Origin of the sequence: Tardiphaga sp. 813_E8_N1_3 (assembly GCF_051811025.1) — a bacterium.
Lineage (GTDB): Bacteria > Pseudomonadota > Alphaproteobacteria > Rhizobiales > Xanthobacteraceae > Tardiphaga.
Genome location: NZ_JBPWQE010000001.1, coordinates 2,718,781 through 2,737,153 on the forward strand (window position 1 = coordinate 2,718,781; position 18,373 = coordinate 2,737,153).

The following is an 18,373-nucleotide window of genomic DNA, read 5'->3' on the forward strand; positions in this document are numbered from 1 at the left end:
TTGTTTGAGATGTTACGGCACGACGGGCCGCGCCGCAGCCTTGTTCAAGGCATGATCTGCCCGCCATTGACCTCGATGACCTGGCCGGTGATGTAGCTGCTCATGGTCTCGTCGGCGAGGAACTGATAGGCGCCGACGCAATCCTCGGGCGTGCCGATCCGGCCCAGCGGGATGCCCTGGCGGGCGCCTTCGAGCTGCTCTGCGGTCGAGTAGCGCTGATGGAACGGCGTCATGATCACACCCGGCGCCACCGCATTGGCGCGCACGTTGAACGGCGCCAGTTCCTTCGCCAGCACACGCGTGATGGTCGAGACAAAACCCTTGGCCGATCCATAGAGGCCAGCGCCGCCGCTGCCGCCGTTCCGGGCTGCGACCGAGGTCGTATTGATGATCGAACCCGAGCGCTGCGCCTCCATGATCTTCGCGGCCTTGCGGCAGGCGAAGAACACCGAGCCGATATTGAGATCGACCACGTCGTCATACTGTTCGTCGGTGGCATTGGCGATCGAGGTACGGCCGAACATGGCGCCGGCATTGTTGATCAGCACGTCGATGCGCCCGAGCTTGGCATGGGCTTCGTCGATCACGCGCGCAGCTTCGGCGCGCTCCGACACGTCGCCGCGCACGAGGTCGGCCGTGCCACCACTCGCGCGAATATTCGCGACCACTTCCTCGGCGCCTTCCGGATTGCCGTTGTAGTGCACGATCAGCCTGGCACCGAGGGCGCCGAATTTCTTCGCCACGGCAGCGCCGATGCCGGAGCTTGCGCCGATGATCACGATAGCCTTGCCGTTCAGTCCGTTGGTCACGCCTGGTCCTTTCCGATTGAGCGAGCGTTCGACCACGATTTCCGCAAGCTGACAAGTTGCCATCTTTTGTGCGATGCAGCACGATACTTGATCAAATCAAGTTATTTCACCGTTAAATATCAATGGTATACGAAAATGTCAGTCCATATGCCCGACATTGACATGTTGACAAGTTTACTGCCGCCTCGCATGGTCGCCGAAATTTTTGGGCGAGGAAGTGTTTCCATGCGACGGCGCTCCCGAGCGATCGGGCTGTCACACGAAACCTCCGCCGCCACCCTGCAAGCTGCGGTTTGACCGATCATGAAGCCGATTGATCCCTCTGAATTGCCCGAAGCGCCGCGTCCGCGCGGTGCCTCTGGTTCGCTCGTCGACAAGGTCTATGGTGAACTCGCGCAGCGCATCGCCAATGGCGAATACGCGCCGGACCAGAAGCTGCCCGGCGAGCACGAACTCGCTGATATGTTCGATGTCTCCCGCCCCGTGCTGCGCGAAGCCCTCGGCCGGTTGCGCGAGGATGGCCTGATCACGTCTCGACAGGGCGCGGGCAGTTTCGTGCAGATGCGTGCGCAGCAACAGCCACTCGGATTCGCACGGGTGGAGACCATCGCCGACATCCAGCGTTGCTTCGAATTCCGCATCACCATGGAATCCGATGCCGCGCATTTCGCGGCGCTCCGACGCAGCGACGACAATCTCGGCAAGATGGAAGCAGCGCTCGGCCTGCTGCGCGAGGCGACGAAGAAGCGCAAGCATCGCGAAGACGCTGACTATGCCTTTCATCTCGCTGTCTCCGAGGCGACCAACAACCATTATTTCGCGACCTCGCTGAACGCCCTCAAGGACCACGTCGCTGTCGGCATGAAGCTGCACGGCCTGTCGCTGATGGGGCCGCGGCCCGGCCTCGAGCAGGTGTTCGAGGAACACAGCAGTATTTTTGAAGCGATCCGTGATCGCGACGCCGAAGCGGCGCGCACGGCCATGCGTCTCCATCTCGAAACGTCGCGCGACCGCCTGTTCGAAGGCCGGCTGCTCGACCTCTCGTTCCGGTGACGGGGAGAGTGAATTGACCGACCATACCGCATTTCTCGCAACGCTCGCCGGCATTGTCGGCGACCCCCGTCACGTCATCGGCCCCGGCGGCGACTTCGAACCTTATGTCGTGGACTGGCGCGGCCGCTATCACGGCAAGGCGCTGGCCGTCGTGAAGCCCGGCTCGACGCAGGAAGTCTCCGACGTGGTCAAGGCCTGCGCGGCCGCCGGCATCGCCATCGTACCCCAGGGCGGCAATACCGGCATGTGCGGCGCTGCGACGCCGCTCGGCGAGCGCGACATGATCGTGTTGCGCCTCGATCGCCTCAACAAGATCCGCAGCGTCAGCCGTCTCGGTGACTCCATCACCGTCGATGCCGGCTGCATCCTCGCCGATATCCAGAAGGCCGCCGACGATATCGATCGCCTGTTTCCGCTCAGTTTGGGAGCCGAAGGCTCCTGTCAGATCGGCGGCAATCTCTCCACCAATGCCGGTGGCACCGCGGTGCTGCGCTACGGCACCACACGCGAACTCACGCTCGGCCTCGAAGTCGTGCTGCCCGATGGCGAAATCCTCGACGGCATGACGGCGCTGCGCAAGGACTCCACGGGCTTTGACACCAAGCAGCTCTTCATCGGTGCCGAAGGCACGCTCGGCATCATCACGGGTGCGGTGCTGAAGCTGTTTCCGAAGCCACGGGCGAGGGCAGTGTCCTTCGTCAAGCTGAACAGCATTGACGCGGTGCTCGACCTGCTCGCTCAGGCACGTACTGAACTCGGTGACCGCATCGGCGCCTTCGAGGTCATGTCGCGCGGCCAGATCGAGGTGATCGCCGAGAACCTGCCGCTGGTGAACATCCCGTTCGAGCTGGATACGCCGTGGTATGTGCTGATCGAACTCGTCGATACGCTGGTGTCGGTGGATCTGAATGCAGCACTCGAAGCGTTGCTCAGCAACGCCTATGAGCGCGAGCTGGTCACCGATGCGCTGGTAGCTTCGAGCGAGACGCAGGCCGCAGCGTTCTGGAAGATCCGCCACAGCGTGTCGGAAGGCAGCAAGAAGGCCGGTTACGTCATCTCGCACGATAGCGCCGTACCCTTGTCGCAGCAGGCAACGTTCGTCACGCAGGCGGAGAAGCGCATCGCTGCCTATCGGCCCGACGCCCGCATCGTGATGCACGGCCATATCGGCGACGGCAACATCCACATCCTCGCGATCATTCCAGGCCTCGAGCAGAACCAGAAGGATCAGATCCAGGACACGATCCGCGGCATCAACACCATCGTCGATGAAGAGACCGTTGCGCTCGGCGGCAGCATCAGTGCCGAACACGGCATCGGCATCGCCAATCGCGAGCGGCTTGCACGCGTCACCAAGCCGACCGAGCTGCGGCTCTTGCGCAGCGTCAAGCAGATGCTCGATCCGAACGACATCATGAATCCCGGAAAAGTGCTGCCTGCGCAATAAGCGAGGCGGCTGCAAGCATTCATCAGAATACAATTCGAGAAGAGGAACACGCATGAAAATCAAATCCACCCTGATGGCCGCCTGCGTCGCCTTGGGCGCCGTCGGGCAGGCGAGTGCGCAGGACGCGAAATATCCCACCAAGCCGATCACCATCGTCGTGCCCTTCGCGGCGGGCGGCACCGTGGACATCATCGCGCGCATGGTATCGGAGAACTTGCAGAAGAAGCTCGGCGCCACCGTGCTGGTCGAAAATATGGGCGGCGCCGGCGGCAATATCGGCGTCACCCGCGTCGCCCGTGCGGCGCCGGATGGCTACACGATCGGTCTCGCTAGCACCTCGCCGCTGGCGATCGCGCCGTCGCTCTATGGCAGCAAGCTTCAGTTCCAGCCGGAGAAGGACCTGGTGGCCTTCGCGCAAGTGAGCATCGTGCCCAACGTGCTGGTCGTGAATCCCGATCGCATCAAGGCCCGTACCGTGCCGGAGCTGATCGCCTATATGAAGGCCAATCCCGACAAGGTGACGTTCGGTTCGGCCGGACCCGGCACGTCGCAGCATCTTGCCGGCGAACTGTTCCAGCAGATGACCGGCACCAAGATGGTTCACGTGCCCTATAAGGGCTCGAGCCAGATGGTCACCGACCTGATCTCGGGTCAGATCGACATCGCCTTCGACAATGTCCCGCTGCTGCTGCCGCATGTGGCCGGCGGCAAGCTGGCGATGCTCGCCACGGCAACGCCGAAGCGCGCCGAGTTCGACGCGAATGTCCCGGCGGTCGCCGAATTCCTGCCGGGCTTCGAGGCTGTCGCTTGGCACGGCTTCATCGCGCCGGCGGCAACGCCGAAGCCGATTGTCGACAAGCTCTCGGCGGAAATCCGCGAATTCATGAGCCTGCCGGAAACCAGGAAGAAGATGGCCGAACTCGGCGCAGTCGCCGTGGCGATCCCGCAGGATGAGTTCACCAAATACATCGCCAGCGAGACCCAGCGCTGGAAGGGCGTGATGGAGAAGGCCAACGTCACGATGAACTAGGCGACCGCGCAGGTGGTGACGGCGTTACGTTCGTCACCACCTCAAATTCGAGCGTCCACCAAAGGACGCCGACAATCAAAACGTCAAAATACATGGAGGAATGTTCAATGAGACTTCGGTCAATCCTGATGGCTGCCTGCCTGACGCTCGGCACGCTCACGCAAGCGACGGCCCAGGACTCGAATTACCCGAGCCGTCCGATCACCAGTATCGTTCCGTTTGCTGCCGGCGGCACGGCCGATATCTTTGCGCGCATGGTGGCGGAGCATCTGCAGAAGAAGATGGGCGCGACGGTTATCATCGAGAATGTCGGCGGTGCCGGCAGTATCATCGGCGTCACCCGTGTCGCACGCGCCACGCCCGACGGCTACACGATCGGCCTCGCCAGCACCTCGGCGCTGTCAATCAATCCGACGCTGTATGGCGCAAAACTGTCCTACAATCCCGAAAAGGATCTCGTGCCGATCGCGCAGATCAGCATGGTGCCGAATGTGCTGGTGGTAAACCCGACCAGGGTCGCGGCGCGCACGGTGCCGGACCTGATCGCCTATATCAAAGCCAATCCCGACAAGGTGACATTCGGCTCGGCCGGCGTCGGCACCACGCAGCATCTCGCCGGCGAACTGTTCCAGCAGATGACCGGCACCAAGATGGTCCATGTGCCATATAAGGGCTCAAGCCAGATGGTCACCGACTTGCTGAGCGGGCAGATCGACATCGCCTTCGACAACGTACCACTGCTGCTGCCGCACGCGGCAGCCGGCAAGCTCGCACTGCTGGCGACGGCCTCGCCGAAGCGGGCCGAGTTCGATCCGAATCTGCCGGCGGTGTCCGAATTCCTGCCGGGGTTTGAAGCCGTCGCCTGGCACGGCTTCATGGCACCGGCCGGCACGCCGAAAGCCATCACCGACAAGCTGTCGGTCTCGATCCGCGAATTCATGCAGCAGCCCGAGACGAAGAAAAAGATGTCCGAACTCGGTGCCGTCGCCGTGGCGGTCCCGCCGGACGAGTTCGCCAAATACATCGCCGGCGAAACGCTGCGCTGGAAGGGCGTGATCGAGAAGGCCAACATCACGATGAACTGAGTTGTGCCATAGGGTGGATCAGCTTCGCTCGTCCACCCTATGGCTGCGCCTCCTTCACCGATGCCAGATAGCGCGACAACCGATCCGCATCCGGAACGTGGTGGCTGTGGCGGTCGCGAAGCTCGGCCGGCGCACTCCAGCCGGGCTCGATCCCGGTCATGTCAGGCAATTCATGCGCGATGCCCTTGTGGCAATCGATGCAGGTACGCTCGCCGGTGACGAGGTACTTGGCATGGATCGCCGCCGCGCGCGGCGCCTGTTTGGTGAAATCCATCGCGATCGCCGAATGGCAGTTGCGGCATTCCAGCGAGTCATTGGCCTTCAGGCGCGACCATTCATGTTTCGCAAGCTCCAGACGCATGTCGAGGAACTTCTCGCGCGTCGAGATCGTCCCGAAGATCTTGCCCCACACTTCCTTCGATGCCTGCATCTTGCGCGCGATCTTGTCGGTCCAGTTATGCGGCACATGACAATCCGGACAGGTGGCACGCACGCCGGACCGGTTGGCAAAATGCGGGGTTCGCTGCAGCTCCTGATACACGTTGTCACGCATCTCATGGCAGCCGGTGCAGAATTTCTCGGTATTGGTGACCTCCAGCGCCGTATTGAAACCGCCCCAGAAGATCACGCCACCGAGGAAGCCGCCCAGCGCCAGCACGCCGAGACTGATATGCGTGGCCGGTCGGCTGGCGATGCGCCAGAACCACAGAAACTTGGATATCAACCACTTCATGGCGCTCACCTGCCGGATGCCTTCATGTCGGTGAAGGTGTTCGGGACGAGCGGACGCGCATCGGTTTGCGGCACGTGACAGGCCGTGCAGAAATAGCGTCGCGGTGTCACATCGGCGAGCATCTGGCCATCGCGATCCATGAAATGCGTAATGCTAATCATCGGCGCACCGGAGCCTTCGGTATATTCGCGGCGATGGCACTCAAGACAGCGATTGGCCCGCAGCGTGAGCTGATAGTTCTCGATCGAATGCGGAATGACTGGCGGCTGCTCCGGATAGTTCCGCATCACGCGCTTGTCGTCGGTGACAGGCCGCGGGAAGGGCGGCGCAGGAACTTCGCCCATCGGCTGCGCTGCGCCGGTGACGCGCGGAACGATCTGCGGCGCAGTCTGAACAGACTGCGCGTAGATCGCACCGGACACCAGCACCATGGCGCCGGCGATGATTGCCGCGATGACCGTCTTCATCGCACTTAAACGGAAACGATCTTGACCGCGCATTTCTTGAAGTCCGCCTGTTTGGAGATCGGGTCGGTTGCATCCAGCGTGACCTTGTTGATCAGCTGGCTGGCATCGAACCACGGCACGAACACCACGCCGCGGGGCATCCGGTTGCGGCCGGTCGTATCGACGCGCGTGCGGATCTCACCACGCCGCGACATCAGCCGGATTTCGGCGCCCTGGTTCAGGCCGCGTGCACGCGCATCCTCGGCATGCATGAAGCAGCGTGCGCCGGGAAAAGCCTTGTAGAGCTCAGGCACGCGCATGGTCATAGAACCGGAATGCCAGTGCTCCAGCACGCGGCCGGTTACCAGCCAGAGATCGAACTCAGCATCGGGCGACTCGGCCGGCGGCTCGTACGGCACCGCGATGATGCGCGCGCGTCCGTCCGGGTTGCCGTAGAATTCGACCTTCTTGCCCGGCTTGACGTAGGGATCGAGACCTTCGCGGTAGCGCCACTTGGTCTCCTTGCCATTGACCACCGGCCAGCGAAGGCCGCGCACCTCGTGATAGGTGTCCCAGGGCGCAAGGTCGTGGCCGTGGCCGCGGCCGAACGTGGCATATTCCTCGAACAGCCCCTTCTGCACATAGAAACCGAAATCCTTGGACTCGTGGTTGCTATAGTCAGTGGGGATTTCGCTGACGGGAAACTTATCGACCTCGCCGTTGCGATACAGCACATCGAACAGCGTCTTGCCCTTGTAGTTCGGATTGGCGTCGAGGAGGGCGGCGGGCCACACTTCGTCCGTCGTGAAGCGCTTGGAGAACTCCATTAGCTGCCAGAGATCCGAGCGCGCCTGGCCGGGCGCATTGACCAACTGGCGCCAGACATGGGTGCGTCGTTCGGCATTGCCATAGGCGCCTTCCTTCTCGACCCACATCGCCGCCGGCAGCACGCAATCGGCGGACATCGCCGTCACCGTCGGATAGGCATCCGACACGACGATGAAGTTGGCAGGGTTGCGGTAGCCCGGATAGGTCTCGCCCGAACTGTTGGGCGCCGCCTGCACATTGTTGTTTACCTGAACCCAGTAGAAGTTCAGCTTGCCGTCATGCAGCATGCGGTCCTGCTCGACGGCGTGATAACCGACCTTGTCGGGCAGGAGGCCATGCGGCACGCGCCAGATTTCTTCAGCGTGCTTGCGGTGCTCCGGATTGGTCACCACCATATCGGCGGGGAGGCGGTGCGCGAAGGTACCGACCTCGCGCGCCGTACCGCAAGCCGATGGCTGGCCCGTCAGCGAGAACGGCGAGTTGCCCGGCTCGGAGATTTTTCCGGTCAGCAGATGGATGTTGTAGACGAGCTGATTGGCCCAGACGCCGCGGACATGCTGGTTGAAACCCATGGTCCAGAGCGACATCACCTTGCGCTTTGGATCGGCGTAGAGCTCAGCGAGCTCCAGCAGGAAGCCGGGCTCGACACCGGTCAGCTTCGACACCTTCTCGAGCGAATAGTCTTTCACGAATTCGGCGTAGGCCGCGAAATCGATTGGCGTCGTCGCTCCGGCTGTGGCTGCGCCCTTGGCTTTCTTCTCCAGCGGATGTTCGGGACGCAGCCCGTAGCCGATATCTGTCGTGCCCTTCACGAAAGTCGTGTGGTTGTTGACGAATTCGGTATTCACGCGACCGGTCGAAATGATGTGGTTGGCGATGAAGTTGAGAATGGCCAGATCAGTGCCTGGCTTGAACACGATCGGGATGTCAGCGAGGTCAGAGCTGCGATGCGTGAAAGTCGAGAGCACCGCGACTTTCACATGCGGATGACCAAGGCGGCGATCGGTGAGGCGCGTCCACAGGATGGGATGCATCTCGGCCATGTTCGAGCCCCATAGCACGAAGGCATCGGCGGCCTCGAAGTCGTCATAGCAGCCCATCGGCTCGTCCATGCCGAAGGTGCGCATGAAGCCTACAGCCGCAGAGGCCATGCAATGCCGCGCATTGGGATCGAGATTGTTGGAGCGGAAGCCCGCGCGCATCAGCTTGGTCGCGGCATAACCTTCGAGGATCGTCCACTGGCCCGATCCGAACATGCCGATCGCAGTCGGTCCTTTTTCTTTCAGCGTCGCTTTGGCGCGCTGCGCCATGGTGTCGAATGCTTCGTCCCAGCTCACCGGCGTGAGTTCGCCGTTCTTGTCGAACACGCCGTTCTTCTTACGGAGGAGGGGCGTGGTCAGGCGGTCGGCGCCGTACATGATCTTGGAGAGGAAGTAGCCCTTGATGCAGTTCAGGCCGCGATTCACTTCCGCCAGCGTGTCGCCATGGGTGGCGACGACCTTGTTGTCCTTGACGCCGACCATGACACCGCAACCGGTACCGCAGAACCGGCACGGCGCCTTCGACCATTTGATGGATAACGACCCGACGCCGCCGGCAATCGATTGTGCGGCTGCCGGAAGGTTGATGCCAGCCGCCGCTGCAGCGACAGCCGCTGCCTGGGCCTTGAGTAGATCACGCCGCGAAAGGGGCATTTCGTCGTTCTCCTAATCGAGACGCTGTTCGAAGACCATGTTGGCCGAGAGCACGCCCGGCCATGATGAGATGTCAGCGAGCATCGCACCTAGTGCGCCGCTGCCTGGCCCTTCGAGGACCGCCACGAGTTTGGAGGCCGTGCGGTGATGTATCTCGACACCGGGAAGGCTCGACAACCGCGCAGATACCGCGTCGATATGGGCTGGAAGCACCGACACGACGGCGCTGGAAATGTGCTCATTGTCGTGCGCGGATGCGCCGGTGGTCGCGCCGGTCAACAGAGCGCGTCTGGTGAATTTGTCTGTCATGTGAAAGTCCTAGTGAAGCAGAGGCGGGCCAGGCGGGCCGAAAATCAGCTGGGTCATCCAGACCAGAAAGCCGTAACCGCCGACCACGCCCACCGCGACGACGGGCCAGATGAGAACGACGATCGTGAAAAAGACGAGCAACTCCGACATGCGGCTGTTGCGTCTTTGAGCCTCTGCAGGCTGAGCGATATTCTGGTCCATCACCATACGCTCCCCCTTCGGTTTGCGGCCATATGCCTGGAGAAGAGGCGAGATTCGCCTAGAGCAAGGGCAATATGCCTGCTGCAGCGCCCACCTTCTTTGCGCTGGATCAAACAACAAACTCTGCGGAGGAATTATTTGATATCGGTGTTCTGATCGCGATGTCGCCGTGCAGAGCCGCTCGCATCAGAATCTTTGATGACAGTTTTATCTGATTGCGACAGCAGCTCAGCGAAATCGCTCGTTCCGGAAGGCGAGCAATGGATCGTGAGATGTGCAAGTCGTTTGGTCAAACGCCGCTTTTTGCGAGCCTGGACGAGGGCTCACGCGGTATCATCATCGAAGCCGGCAGAAAGCATGTTCTGGATTGCGGCTTTCCGCTCTGGCAACAGGGCGACGCACCGGTGATGATCGCTGTGGTCATCGATGGTCAGCTCAAAAAGACGATGATCGATACACATGGCGCGCAGAAAACGCTGCAATTCATGCGACCCGGCGATCTCGCCGGAGCCGCATCGGTGTTCGGCAATTTTTCTCACCCGACAACCCTGCGCGCGACAGTCGCGACCGAGCTTTTATGCTGGTCCGCGGATCGCTTCAGCGGGCTGATGCATGTTGTCCCGCAGCTCGCGATCAATGTCCTCGGTATCGTCGGGCGGCAAACCGATCACCTGCTGCGCCGTCTTCACGAGGCAACGAGTGAGAACGCCCATCGACGCATCGCACGGATCGTTCTGCGCCTGGTAAGGGAAGGAGATCCGGATGGTGATTGCGTTCCGATCGAACTGAGGATCTCGCGCCAGGAGCTGGCCGAACTCAGCGACACCACGCTGTTCACGGTCAGCCGCACCGTTTCGGCCTGGAACCGGATGCTGATCCTGAAAGCCGGTCGCGGCCGGTTGACGGTCATCGATCCCGCGAGACTCGCAGGCCTGGCGGGGTGACGCGCGGGCGCTCTGAGGCGACTTACACCGGGGTCGATCCCAACCTGCAGGCGATGGCGGCCGATGCCGCCGCCCATCACGCCGGGTCGAGATATGGCTCGAACGCCTCGACCGAGACCTTCAGCGTCGGATCGCCATCGGGTCCCCACAGTTCGGCGCCGTCGAACACGACGGTGTAAAGCCACTGCGGATTTTCGCCTTGCTCATGCGCCGCGGTGTCGGGATAGACATGGGCGCCGTGTATCCGCTCGATCACACCGACATGACCGCGGACATAGCGCGGCAAGCGCGTATGGGTGGTCGGATGGATGTTCTTCATCCGCACGCGATCACCGATCGCGAATGCGGCAGGCGCCGAAGCAGGGCGCGTGAATGAACCGCGGGTCAGCACGCGCTCGACACTATCAACGGTGAAGTTGCCGCGCTTCAGTGGCTTCGGCGGCACAGATGCGTGGCCAGCCTTGACCTCGTCCGCAGCAAGGAAGCCGCGTTCGACCAGCATGTCCTCAAGGCCGAGAAACCATTTCTTGTAGTAGCTGCTGGAAAGATAGATCTCCGGCGGCAGCGTTTCGCGGTAGAAGCGCGACGCGTCGATGTTGAAGGCGCCTGCCGCGCCCATGGCGCGCACCATGGCCAGCACGCGAGATTCCCATTCAGCATGAAACATCGGCTCGTTCGGCTCCGGCTCGACCTTGCCGAAACCGTCCATGCCGCCCATGTCGTGGACGCCGTTCATGAGGGCGCTCCCGGCGTTCGAACGAGACCCGTCCCGATCATGGAGTCGCGCGTGACGATGTCGGCGAGCTGCGCTTCGCTCCAGCCCTCGGTGCCTGCAGGTCGCATCGGCAACACCAGGAAGCGGGTTTCAGCGGTCGAATCCCAGACACGGATTTCAGTGTCGTTCGGAATCGAAAAGCCGAAGTCGGCCAGCACGCCGCGCGGATCCTTCACCGCGCGGGAGCGATAGGGCGCCGCCTTGTACCAGACCGGGGGCAGGCCAAGCATTTCCCAAGGGTAACAGGAGCACAGTGTGCACACGATCATGTTGTGACGTTCGGGCGTGTTTTCGACCACCACGAGATGATCGCCGGTGCGACTGACATGGCCGAGGGTGCCGACCGCCGCAGAACCATCGGCGAGCAGCGCGGCCTTGAAGGCGGGATCGGTCCAGGCCTTGGCCACCACTAGGGCGCCGTTATGCGGCCCGATCTTGGTCTCATAGGCCTGGATCATCGCGTCCAGCGCCGCCGGATCGATATAGCCTTTCTCGGTCAGGATGGTCTCGAGTGCACGGACGCGCAGCTCGGTGTCCGACAATTCGGAATGGTCGTGATCGTGGTCGTGATGATGGTGTTCGGTCATGCCATCAGGATAAGCGAGGCGCGATTGTTCTGTCGAGGATTTCGGGACTCAGCTAGTCCTGCGACATGGCTGCTCCTCATTATCGCGCGCTGGCGCTGGTCGGTTTCGTTCTGGTCGCGCTGCCGGTGGCGGGTGGTCAGGCGGAGGCGGCCAACGGCGCCTATGCGGTCGATGCGGCGGATATTTCGGACCTCGGCTCCTGCAAGGTCGAGAGCTGGTATTCGATGGCCACCAACAGCGACTTTGCGGCCGTGGCCAATCCGTCCTGCGTGGTCGAAATCACGCGGCCGGTCGAACTCAGCGTGCTCACCAATTACAGCCGCTCTGACGGTGATTTCAGCACCACGCTGGCGCCCAAGGCGAAGATCAACCTCGAGCCGACGGGAATCGGAAAATTCGGCGTATCGGCCCTGGCCAGCGGCACCTTCGACGCCATGACCGGCCAAAACACCGCGGTGTTCGCGGAAATTCCGGCGACCTATCGCTTTTCCGAAACCACACGCATCAATCTCAATGCCGGCTGGCTGTGGGACCGCGTGCTTGATCGCCACTACTTCACCTATGGCGTCGGCTTCGACTGGAAGTTCACCGACGTGCTGGAATACACGGTCGAGTTATACGGGCAGGCGGGCCGCGCCGAATTCGCCAGCGTGATCCAGCCGCGGATCCAGACCGGCGTGCGCTATCGGCCCAACGAGATATTCTCCGTTGACGTGATCTATGGCCGCAACATCACCGGCGAGAATTCGAACTGGATCACCTTGGGCACCACGATCCGGTTTCCGCCGCCGGGAAGCGTGAGCAAACCCGGCGCGCATTTGTGATCCACACGAGGCCATCGATCGCGGTAAAACCGCGATATCGGAAAATTGCGTGATTTTCCGACAAGTATCTGAAATATCTCGGTGTTAGTGTCCGACCGTGTTCAAGCCCGCTTGCGGAAATCCAGTGTCAATCTTGCGACGATCTTGCGACTTCCTGTCCATCTTCACCGTCGCTGCGGCGCTGGTCACGCCCGCATTGGCAAGCACCAGCCTGCTGACCGACAAGCCTGATCTCAGCAGCTTTTCCCAGGACGGCCTGAACCGCGTCACCGAAATGCTCGACCGCGAGGTCGGCCAAGGCCATCTCGCCGGCGCGATCATGCTGATCCAGCACCGCGGCAAGCCGGTCTATTATGAGGGCTTTGGTGTCCGCGATCCCGCGACCATGGCTCCGATGACGACCGATACGATCTTCCGGCTCTATTCGATGTCGAAGCCCGTGACATCGGTCGCGGCAATGATGCTGGTCGAGCAGGGCAAGCTCAAGCTCGACGATCCCATCGCCAAATACATTCCGGCCTATGCGCATCCGCAGGTCGCGACCGAACGCACGGATGCCAGCGGCAAACCCTATCTCGACTTCACACCGGCGCTGAAGCCGATCACCGTGCTCGATCTGATGCGGCAGTCGTCCGGCATCAGTTCGGCCTTCACCAATCTCGGGCTGATCACGCAGCTTTATCTCGATGCCGGCCTGTTCGACGGCGATTTCGACAATGCCGACTTTGCAGCACGGCTTGCGAAACTGCCGCTGGCCTATCAGCCGGCCACGGTCTGGGACTACGGTCATTCGACCGATCTGCTCGGCCGCGTCATCGAGATCGCATCAGGCCAGTCGCTGTACGATTTTCAGAAAGAGTATCTGTTCGATCCGCTAGGCATGACGGACACCGGCTACTACGTGCTCGACCCCGCCAAAGCGCCGCGGATTGCGCAGCCGATGCCGACTGACCGCATCATCGGCAACGAGACCATCAGCAATCCCACGGTGAAGCGAAAATGGGAATCCGGAGGAGGCGGGCTCAATGCCACCACGGGCGATTACGCGCGCTTCCTGCAGATGCTGATCAATGGCGGCACGCTCGACGGTGTCCGAATCCTCAAGCCCGAGTCGGTCCAGCTGATGCGCCAGAACCAGGTCGCACCGGCCAGCGATGTGAAGCCCTGGGCTTATTACTATCCGGGCGCCGGCTTCGGTTACGGCCTCGGCTTCGGCGTCCGTACCGGACCCGGCGACGACGGCGTTCCCGGCTTTGTTGGCGAGATGGCCTGGGGTGGCGCCGCCGGGACGTATTTCTGGACCTATCCCGATCAGGACATGGTGATGATTCTGATGGTGCAGACACCGACCCAGCGCGGCCGCATTCAGCCGATCCTGAAGACGCTGGTTTACGACGCGATCAGGAAGTAGCGGGAGCGTGGCCGGGGTCGCGGCTTTAAGAGAACTGAAACTGGGACCACACGTCCACATTTCGGATTCGCATAAGGTATATTATGGAATATATTATCACATAGCGATCCCAGAGACTTAGCTCAAATTGTTGCGATATTCGGTTGAATGCGCAGCCATTCCAGCCAGTTTGTGGCCCCACGTCATTGCATCTTCAGCCGCCGAAATATCTGACGTGATCGAGGTCCGAGATCAATCCTGACTGCGTTGGTCGCCACCCAAGCTGCTGTTGTGTCCAGTCGCTGGATGCCGGCGCATCCATCGATGCGAAGCCTGCGAACCAGCCGAAGTGATCGGCGGCTTCGGCCGGCGATTTCGAGACGACTGGCAGGTTCAGGTGACGACCGATGATCTCGGCAATCTCACGAAATGCAACGCCTTGTTCGGCGCTGGCGTGATAGCGAATGTCGGCGGAACCGTGCTCGAGGACGAGCCTGTAGAGCCGGGCGACGTCCAGCCGGTGTGCCGCGGGCCAGCGGTTGAGACCGTCGCCGAAGTAGGCCGAGGCGCCCTTCTCCCGCGCGATATTGATCAGCATCGGCACGAAGCCATGGTCGCCATTGCCATGGACCGATGGCGGCAGCCGGACCGACGAAGCGCGCACGCCGCGTGCCGCCAGACGTTCGGCGACCTGCTCCGATACGCGCGGGCTCGGCGACGCGCTCGACGGGCCCATATCTTCGGTCGCGAGCCGTCCGGGCGCGATGAAAGCCATGCCGGAGGTCACGATCAAGGGCCGATCGGAGCCCGCCAGCACGTCGCCAAGCGTCTCGATGGCGCGCGCGTCGATCGCGCTGTTTTCCTTGAACCTCGAGAAGTCGTGGATGAACGCCGTATGGATCACGCCGTCGGAATTGGCGGCGCCGGAGCGCAGGCTGTCCAGATCTTCCAGATCGCCGCGATGGATCTGCGCACCCACTTCGGCCAGCGCCTTGGCGGATGCGTCCGAGCGCGCGAGACCGAGCACCTGATGACCGGCGCCGATCAGTTCCTGAACGATGGCAGATCCGACAAAGCCCGAAGCGCCGGTAACGAAAACACGCATGTGATATTCCTCTCGTGACTGCGCGGATGTATCGGTCCTGCGCTACACTGCGTGAAGCCGTGACGTTATACGGGTATCGCGACTAACAGGCTTAACATGACGATTGCCGAAACATCTCAGAGCCCAAGCGCCAATCCGCTGGGCGCCTATCTCAGGGATCGTCGCGCCAAGCTCGATCCCGTGGCGTTCGGTTTTTCGTCGGAGCGACGCCGCACGCCAGGGCTGCGGCGCGAGGAAGTCGCGCAGCGCGCCAATGTCAGCGCCACCTGGTACACATGGCTCGAACAAGGCCGCGGCGGCGCGCCATCGGCCGATGTGCTGAACCGCATCTCACGCGCGCTGGAACTATCGGCAGTCGAGCGCGAGCATCTGTTTCTGCTGGCGCAGCACAGGCTGCCGGAAGTCCACTACGAGCCGTCCGATATCGTCACGCCGACGCTGCAGCGCGTGCTGGATTCGATGGAGTTCAGCGCTGCAGTCGTGCGCAATGCGACCTGGGATATCGTGGCCTGGAATCGTGCGGCGCTGGCCGTGCTTGGCGACTATCCGAACATAGCGCCCGAAGACCGTAACGTCCTGCGCATCCTGTTCTGCCGTCCGAATGTCCGCGCCAAGATGCCGGACTGGGAGAATGATGCACGTTTCGCCGTGGCAGCATTTCGCGCCGACATCACGCGCAGCGGCGCATCACAACGCGCCCAGACATTGATCGACGAACTGTGCCGGATCAGCCCCGACTTCGCGGCCATGTGGCAGGACAACGATGTCGGTAGCTATGGCGAAGGCAAGAAGCATGTGAATCATCCCGCCGTCGGGCCATTCACGATGACCTATTCGACATTCTCGGTCGATGGCCAGCCAAATTTGGGCATGGTGGTCTACACACCGGCGACGAATGCGGATGCCGAGCGAATGAAGGCGCTGATCGCGGCGAAAAGCTAACGCTCTAACGCCCGTCTTCATCGTCATGCCCAGCCAGCGCGAAGCGAGCTTCGCTAGATGTGCCGGGCATCCACGTCTGGGCTGCGAGAGAAGAAAGGCGTGGATGGCCGGGACAAGCCCGGCCATGACGGAGCTTTGTTTGCTCCTACGGATATTTCGGCAGCAACCCATGTGCGGCAAAGCCACCATCGACATTGAGAACGTGCCCGGTGACGAAGCTCGACTTGTTGTCATCCAGCAGGAACATCGCAGCACCCGCGACCTCCTCCGGCTCGGCGTAACGCCGCTGCGGCACCACCTGCATCCAGCCTTCGCGCGTCGCCGCCGTGTGCATCTCCTGCACCATCGGCGTCTCGAACGGGCCCGGCGCAATGGCATTGACGCGGATCTTCAGCGGCGCCAGTTCGCAGGCCATCACCTGGGTCAGCGTGATGACGCCTCCCTTGGAGGCGCCATAGGCCGCGCGCTCGATATTGCCGCGCAGACCCGACACCGATGCCACGTTGACGATGGCGCCGCCACCATGGGCTTTCATCATCCGCGCAGCTTCCTTGGCAACGGCAAAGGTGCCGACCAGATTGATGTCGAGGATCTCGCGGAAGAGTTTCACGGAGGTTTCGAAGAACGGCACCTGACGACCGATGCCGGCGGAATTCACCAGACCACGCACCGGGCCGAAACCGGCTTCGCAGTCCTTCAGGCCAGCAATCACGGCGTCTTCATTGGCCACATCCATGACGACGGTTTTGGTCACACCGGCTTTGATGGCGTCGACCTGGGCCTTGGCGGCATCCAGAGCAGGCTGGGTGAGGTCGGCGAGGAGCACCTTCCATCCCTCGCCCACGGCCGCCTTAGCGATCGCCAAACCGATTCCCGATGCGCCGCCGGTGATGATCGCTACGCCGTGATCCCTATTCATATGCTGTCCTTGCGTTTCTCCACCGGTCCCGGCTGCCGGCGGCTTCAGTCGCGCGATGCTTCCCACAAATTCGCGCGGTGCAAAAGCCGTGCGCCGACGTCCTCTATTGGGCTTTGGCCTTTGGTCGCACTGCGAAAAGGCTTGACCGGGCAGCCCGGGCATGATGACCAGACGGCAAGGGCCCTTGCGCCTCACAAAGGCAAACAAAGAAGTGGTTGGGAGAAACAAAATGACGATTTCACGCCGGACTCTGTTGAAGGCATCGGCTGCCGCGACCGCATTTGGCGGCGTCAGCATGCCGTTCATCGCGCGCGCGCAGCAGGCCGAATACGTCTACAAATACGCCAATAACCTGCCCGATACGCATCCGATGAACATCCGCGCCCGCGAGATGTCGGCGGCGATCAAGACCGAGACCAACGGCAAGGTCGACCTGCAGGTGTTTCCGAACAACCAGCTCGGCTCCGACACCGACATGCTGAGCCAGATCCGCTCCGGCGGCGTCGAGTTCTTCACGCTGTCCGGCCTGATCCTGGCGACCTTGGTCCCGGCCGCCTCGATCAACGGCATCGGCTTCGCGTTCCCGAATTACGACACGGTCTGGAAGGCCATGGATGGCGATCTCGGCGCCTATATCCGCAAGGAGATCACCAAGGCCAATCTCGTAGTCATGGACAAGATCTGGGACAACGGTTTTCGCGAAATCACCTCGTCCACGAAGCCGATCAAGAGCCCGGACGACCTGAAGGGCTTCAAGATCCGCGTGCCGGTGTCGCCGCTCTGGACCTCGATGTTCAAGGCGTTCGACAGTGCGCCCGCCTCGATCAATATCAGCGAAGTCTATTCGGCGATGCAGACCAAGGTCGTCGAAGGCCAGGAAAACCCGCTGGCGATCATCTCGACGGCGAAGTTCTACGAAGTGCAGAAGTTCTGCTCGCTGACCAACCACATGTGGGACGGCTACTGGTTCCTGGCCAACCGCCGCGCCTGGGAGAAGCTGCCGGCCGATCTGCGCGACATCGTCGCCAAGAACATCAATGCCGCCGGCATGAAGGAGCGCGAGGACGTCGCCAAGCTCAACGCCAATCTGCGCGGCGAGCTGGAATCCAAGGGGCTGGCCTTCAATGAGCTCGAGCCCGGCCCGTTCCGCGACAAGCTGAAATCGGCCGGCTTCTATAAGGAATGGCAGGGCAAGTATGGCGACGAAGCCTGGGCCATCCTCGAGAAAGCTGTCGGCAAGCTCGGCTGATCG

19 protein-coding genes are annotated in these 18,373 nt (G+C 61.9%); 9 read left to right on the plus strand and 10 right to left on the minus strand.

The features are described 5' to 3' along the window. Window positions 1-44 precede the first annotated feature (44 nt). Window positions 45-809: an SDR family NAD(P)-dependent oxidoreductase gene (locus AB8A33_RS12980; RefSeq protein ID WP_093759102.1), complete on the minus strand. Its 765-nt coding sequence runs from the start codon at window positions 807-809 to the stop codon at window positions 45-47. A 303-nt stretch (window positions 810-1,112) separates the two neighbouring features. On the opposite strand from AB8A33_RS12980, the gene AB8A33_RS12985 reads away from it, so the two are divergent. The 4 genes from AB8A33_RS12985 (at window position 1,113) to AB8A33_RS13000 (ending at window position 5,424) form a co-directional block, all read left to right on the plus strand. Next, window positions 1,113-1,862 carry a FadR/GntR family transcriptional regulator gene (locus tag AB8A33_RS12985; protein ID WP_439093154.1) on the plus strand — a complete coding sequence of 250 codons (750 nt, stop codon included), beginning with the start codon at window positions 1,113-1,115 and terminating at the stop codon, window positions 1,860-1,862. A 13-nt stretch (window positions 1,863-1,875) separates the two neighbouring features. Beyond that, window positions 1,876-3,309, plus strand: a complete 1,434-nt coding sequence (locus AB8A33_RS12990) for an FAD-binding oxidoreductase (protein ID WP_439093155.1) — start codon at window positions 1,876-1,878, stop codon at window positions 3,307-3,309. 52 nt (window positions 3,310-3,361) lie between these two features. Further along, window positions 3,362-4,339, plus strand: a complete 978-nt coding sequence (locus tag AB8A33_RS12995) for a Bug family tripartite tricarboxylate transporter substrate binding protein (protein ID WP_439093156.1) — start codon at window positions 3,362-3,364, stop codon at window positions 4,337-4,339. Between the two features lie 107 nt (window positions 4,340-4,446). Further along, window positions 4,447-5,424, plus strand: a complete 978-nt coding sequence (locus AB8A33_RS13000; RefSeq protein WP_439093157.1) for a Bug family tripartite tricarboxylate transporter substrate binding protein — start codon at window positions 4,447-4,449, stop codon at window positions 5,422-5,424. A gap of 37 nt (window positions 5,425-5,461) precedes the next feature. On the opposite strand, the gene AB8A33_RS13005 is transcribed toward AB8A33_RS13000, so the two are convergent. Genes AB8A33_RS13005 through AB8A33_RS13025 form a run of 5 tightly spaced genes read right to left on the minus strand, consistent with a single transcriptional unit; the run spans window position 5,462 to window position 9,635 of the window. Continuing rightward, a complete protein-coding gene (locus tag AB8A33_RS13005) occupies window positions 5,462-6,157 on the minus strand; it encodes a NapC/NirT family cytochrome c (protein WP_439093158.1) in 696 nt (231 codons plus the stop codon). Between the two features lie 5 nt (window positions 6,158-6,162). After that, on the minus strand, window positions 6,163-6,657 hold the full coding sequence (locus AB8A33_RS13010; RefSeq protein WP_439093159.1) for a nitrate reductase cytochrome c-type subunit: 495 nt from the start codon (window positions 6,655-6,657) through the stop codon (window positions 6,163-6,165). Continuing rightward, complete coding sequence (gene napA, locus AB8A33_RS13015; RefSeq protein ID WP_439093160.1) at window positions 6,630-9,125, minus strand: periplasmic nitrate reductase subunit alpha; 2,496 nt, start codon at window positions 9,123-9,125, stop codon at window positions 6,630-6,632. The genes AB8A33_RS13010 and napA overlap by 28 nt, the downstream gene beginning before the upstream one ends. Window positions 9,126-9,137: 12 nt before the next feature. Further along, complete coding sequence (locus AB8A33_RS13020) at window positions 9,138-9,434, minus strand: chaperone NapD (protein WP_439093161.1); 297 nt, start codon at window positions 9,432-9,434, stop codon at window positions 9,138-9,140. Between the two features lie 9 nt (window positions 9,435-9,443). After that, complete coding sequence (locus tag AB8A33_RS13025; protein ID WP_439093162.1) at window positions 9,444-9,635, minus strand: nitrate reductase; 192 nt, start codon at window positions 9,633-9,635, stop codon at window positions 9,444-9,446. Window positions 9,636-9,895: 260 nt separating this feature from the next. On the opposite strand from AB8A33_RS13025, the gene AB8A33_RS13030 reads away from it, so the two are divergent. Next, window positions 9,896-10,579 carry a Crp/Fnr family transcriptional regulator gene (locus AB8A33_RS13030; protein ID WP_439093163.1) on the plus strand — a complete coding sequence of 228 codons (684 nt, stop codon included), beginning with the start codon at window positions 9,896-9,898 and terminating at the stop codon, window positions 10,577-10,579. Window positions 10,580-10,655: 76 nt separating this feature from the next. Here AB8A33_RS13030 and nthB read toward each other — a convergent pair whose 3' ends face one another. Both nthB and nthA read right to left on the minus strand, forming a co-directional pair. Further along, on the minus strand, window positions 10,656-11,315 hold the full coding sequence (nthB, locus tag AB8A33_RS13035; RefSeq protein WP_439093164.1) for a nitrile hydratase subunit beta: 660 nt from the start codon (window positions 11,313-11,315) through the stop codon (window positions 10,656-10,658). Further along, the gene (gene nthA, locus AB8A33_RS13040) at window positions 11,312-11,941 is read right to left on the minus strand and encodes a nitrile hydratase subunit alpha (RefSeq protein ID WP_439093165.1); all 630 of its coding nucleotides are present in this window, start codon (window positions 11,939-11,941) and stop codon (window positions 11,312-11,314) included. The genes nthB and nthA overlap by 4 nt, the downstream gene beginning before the upstream one ends. Window positions 11,942-12,006: 65 nt before the next feature. Here nthA and AB8A33_RS13045 point away from each other — a divergent pair, with 65 nt between their 5' ends. Both AB8A33_RS13045 and AB8A33_RS13050 read left to right on the plus strand, forming a co-directional pair. Beyond that, window positions 12,007-12,765, plus strand: coding sequence for a hypothetical protein (locus AB8A33_RS13045; RefSeq protein ID WP_439093166.1), 759 nt, complete (start codon window positions 12,007-12,009; stop codon window positions 12,763-12,765). 124 nt (window positions 12,766-12,889) lie between these two features. After that, the gene (locus AB8A33_RS13050) at window positions 12,890-14,176 is read left to right on the plus strand and encodes a serine hydrolase domain-containing protein (RefSeq protein ID WP_439093167.1); all 1,287 of its coding nucleotides are present in this window, start codon (window positions 12,890-12,892) and stop codon (window positions 14,174-14,176) included. A 193-nt stretch (window positions 14,177-14,369) separates the two neighbouring features. Here AB8A33_RS13050 and AB8A33_RS13055 read toward each other — a convergent pair whose 3' ends face one another. Then, on the minus strand, window positions 14,370-15,260 hold the full coding sequence (locus AB8A33_RS13055; protein WP_439093168.1) for an SDR family oxidoreductase: 891 nt from the start codon (window positions 15,258-15,260) through the stop codon (window positions 14,370-14,372). 96 nt (window positions 15,261-15,356) lie between these two features. Between AB8A33_RS13055 and AB8A33_RS13060 the strand changes: the two genes are divergently transcribed. Then, window positions 15,357-16,202, plus strand: coding sequence for a helix-turn-helix transcriptional regulator (locus tag AB8A33_RS13060; protein WP_439093169.1), 846 nt, complete (start codon window positions 15,357-15,359; stop codon window positions 16,200-16,202). Window positions 16,203-16,347: 145 nt separating this feature from the next. Here the strand turns inward: AB8A33_RS13060 and AB8A33_RS13065 are convergent, their stop codons facing one another. After that, on the minus strand, window positions 16,348-17,121 hold the full coding sequence (locus AB8A33_RS13065) for an SDR family NAD(P)-dependent oxidoreductase (RefSeq protein ID WP_439093170.1): 774 nt from the start codon (window positions 17,119-17,121) through the stop codon (window positions 16,348-16,350). A gap of 229 nt (window positions 17,122-17,350) precedes the next feature. Between AB8A33_RS13065 and AB8A33_RS13070 the strand changes: the two genes are divergently transcribed. Continuing rightward, a complete protein-coding gene (locus tag AB8A33_RS13070; RefSeq protein WP_175369049.1) occupies window positions 17,351-18,370 on the plus strand; it encodes a TRAP transporter substrate-binding protein in 1,020 nt (339 codons plus the stop codon). The last annotated feature ends 3 nt before the right edge of the window (window positions 18,371-18,373 follow it).

Coding starts and splice junctions, on each gene's coding strand:
- AB8A33_RS13005 (WP_439093158.1), bottom strand. CDS start 6,157: ATGAAGTGGTTGATATCCAAGTTTCTGTGGTTCTGGCGCATCGCCAGC.
- AB8A33_RS13055 (WP_439093168.1), bottom strand. CDS start 15,260: ATGCGTGTTTTCGTTACCGGCGCTTCGGGCTTTGTCGGATCTGCCATC.
- napA (WP_439093160.1), bottom strand. CDS start 9,125: ATGCCCCTTTCGCGGCGTGATCTACTCAAGGCCCAGGCAGCGGCTGTC.
- AB8A33_RS12995 (WP_439093156.1), top strand. CDS start 3,362: ATGAAAATCAAATCCACCCTGATGGCCGCCTGCGTCGCCTTGGGCGCC.
- AB8A33_RS13010 (WP_439093159.1), bottom strand. CDS start 6,657: ATGCGCGGTCAAGATCGTTTCCGTTTAAGTGCGATGAAGACGGTCATC.
- AB8A33_RS13000 (WP_439093157.1), top strand. CDS start 4,447: ATGAGACTTCGGTCAATCCTGATGGCTGCCTGCCTGACGCTCGGCACG.
- AB8A33_RS13065 (WP_439093170.1), bottom strand. CDS start 17,121: ATGAATAGGGATCACGGCGTAGCGATCATCACCGGCGGCGCATCGGGA.
- AB8A33_RS13025 (WP_439093162.1), bottom strand. CDS start 9,635: ATGGACCAGAATATCGCTCAGCCTGCAGAGGCTCAAAGACGCAACAGC.
- nthB (WP_439093164.1), bottom strand. CDS start 11,315: ATGAACGGCGTCCACGACATGGGCGGCATGGACGGTTTCGGCAAGGTC.
- AB8A33_RS13070 (WP_175369049.1), top strand. CDS start 17,351: ATGACGATTTCACGCCGGACTCTGTTGAAGGCATCGGCTGCCGCGACC.
- AB8A33_RS12985 (WP_439093154.1), top strand. CDS start 1,113: ATGAAGCCGATTGATCCCTCTGAATTGCCCGAAGCGCCGCGTCCGCGC.
- AB8A33_RS13060 (WP_439093169.1), top strand. CDS start 15,357: ATGACGATTGCCGAAACATCTCAGAGCCCAAGCGCCAATCCGCTGGGC.
- AB8A33_RS13045 (WP_439093166.1), top strand. CDS start 12,007: ATGGCTGCTCCTCATTATCGCGCGCTGGCGCTGGTCGGTTTCGTTCTG.
- AB8A33_RS13030 (WP_439093163.1), top strand. CDS start 9,896: ATGGATCGTGAGATGTGCAAGTCGTTTGGTCAAACGCCGCTTTTTGCG.
- AB8A33_RS13020 (WP_439093161.1), bottom strand. CDS start 9,434: ATGACAGACAAATTCACCAGACGCGCTCTGTTGACCGGCGCGACCACC.
- nthA (WP_439093165.1), bottom strand. CDS start 11,941: ATGACCGAACACCATCATCACGACCACGATCACGACCATTCCGAATTG.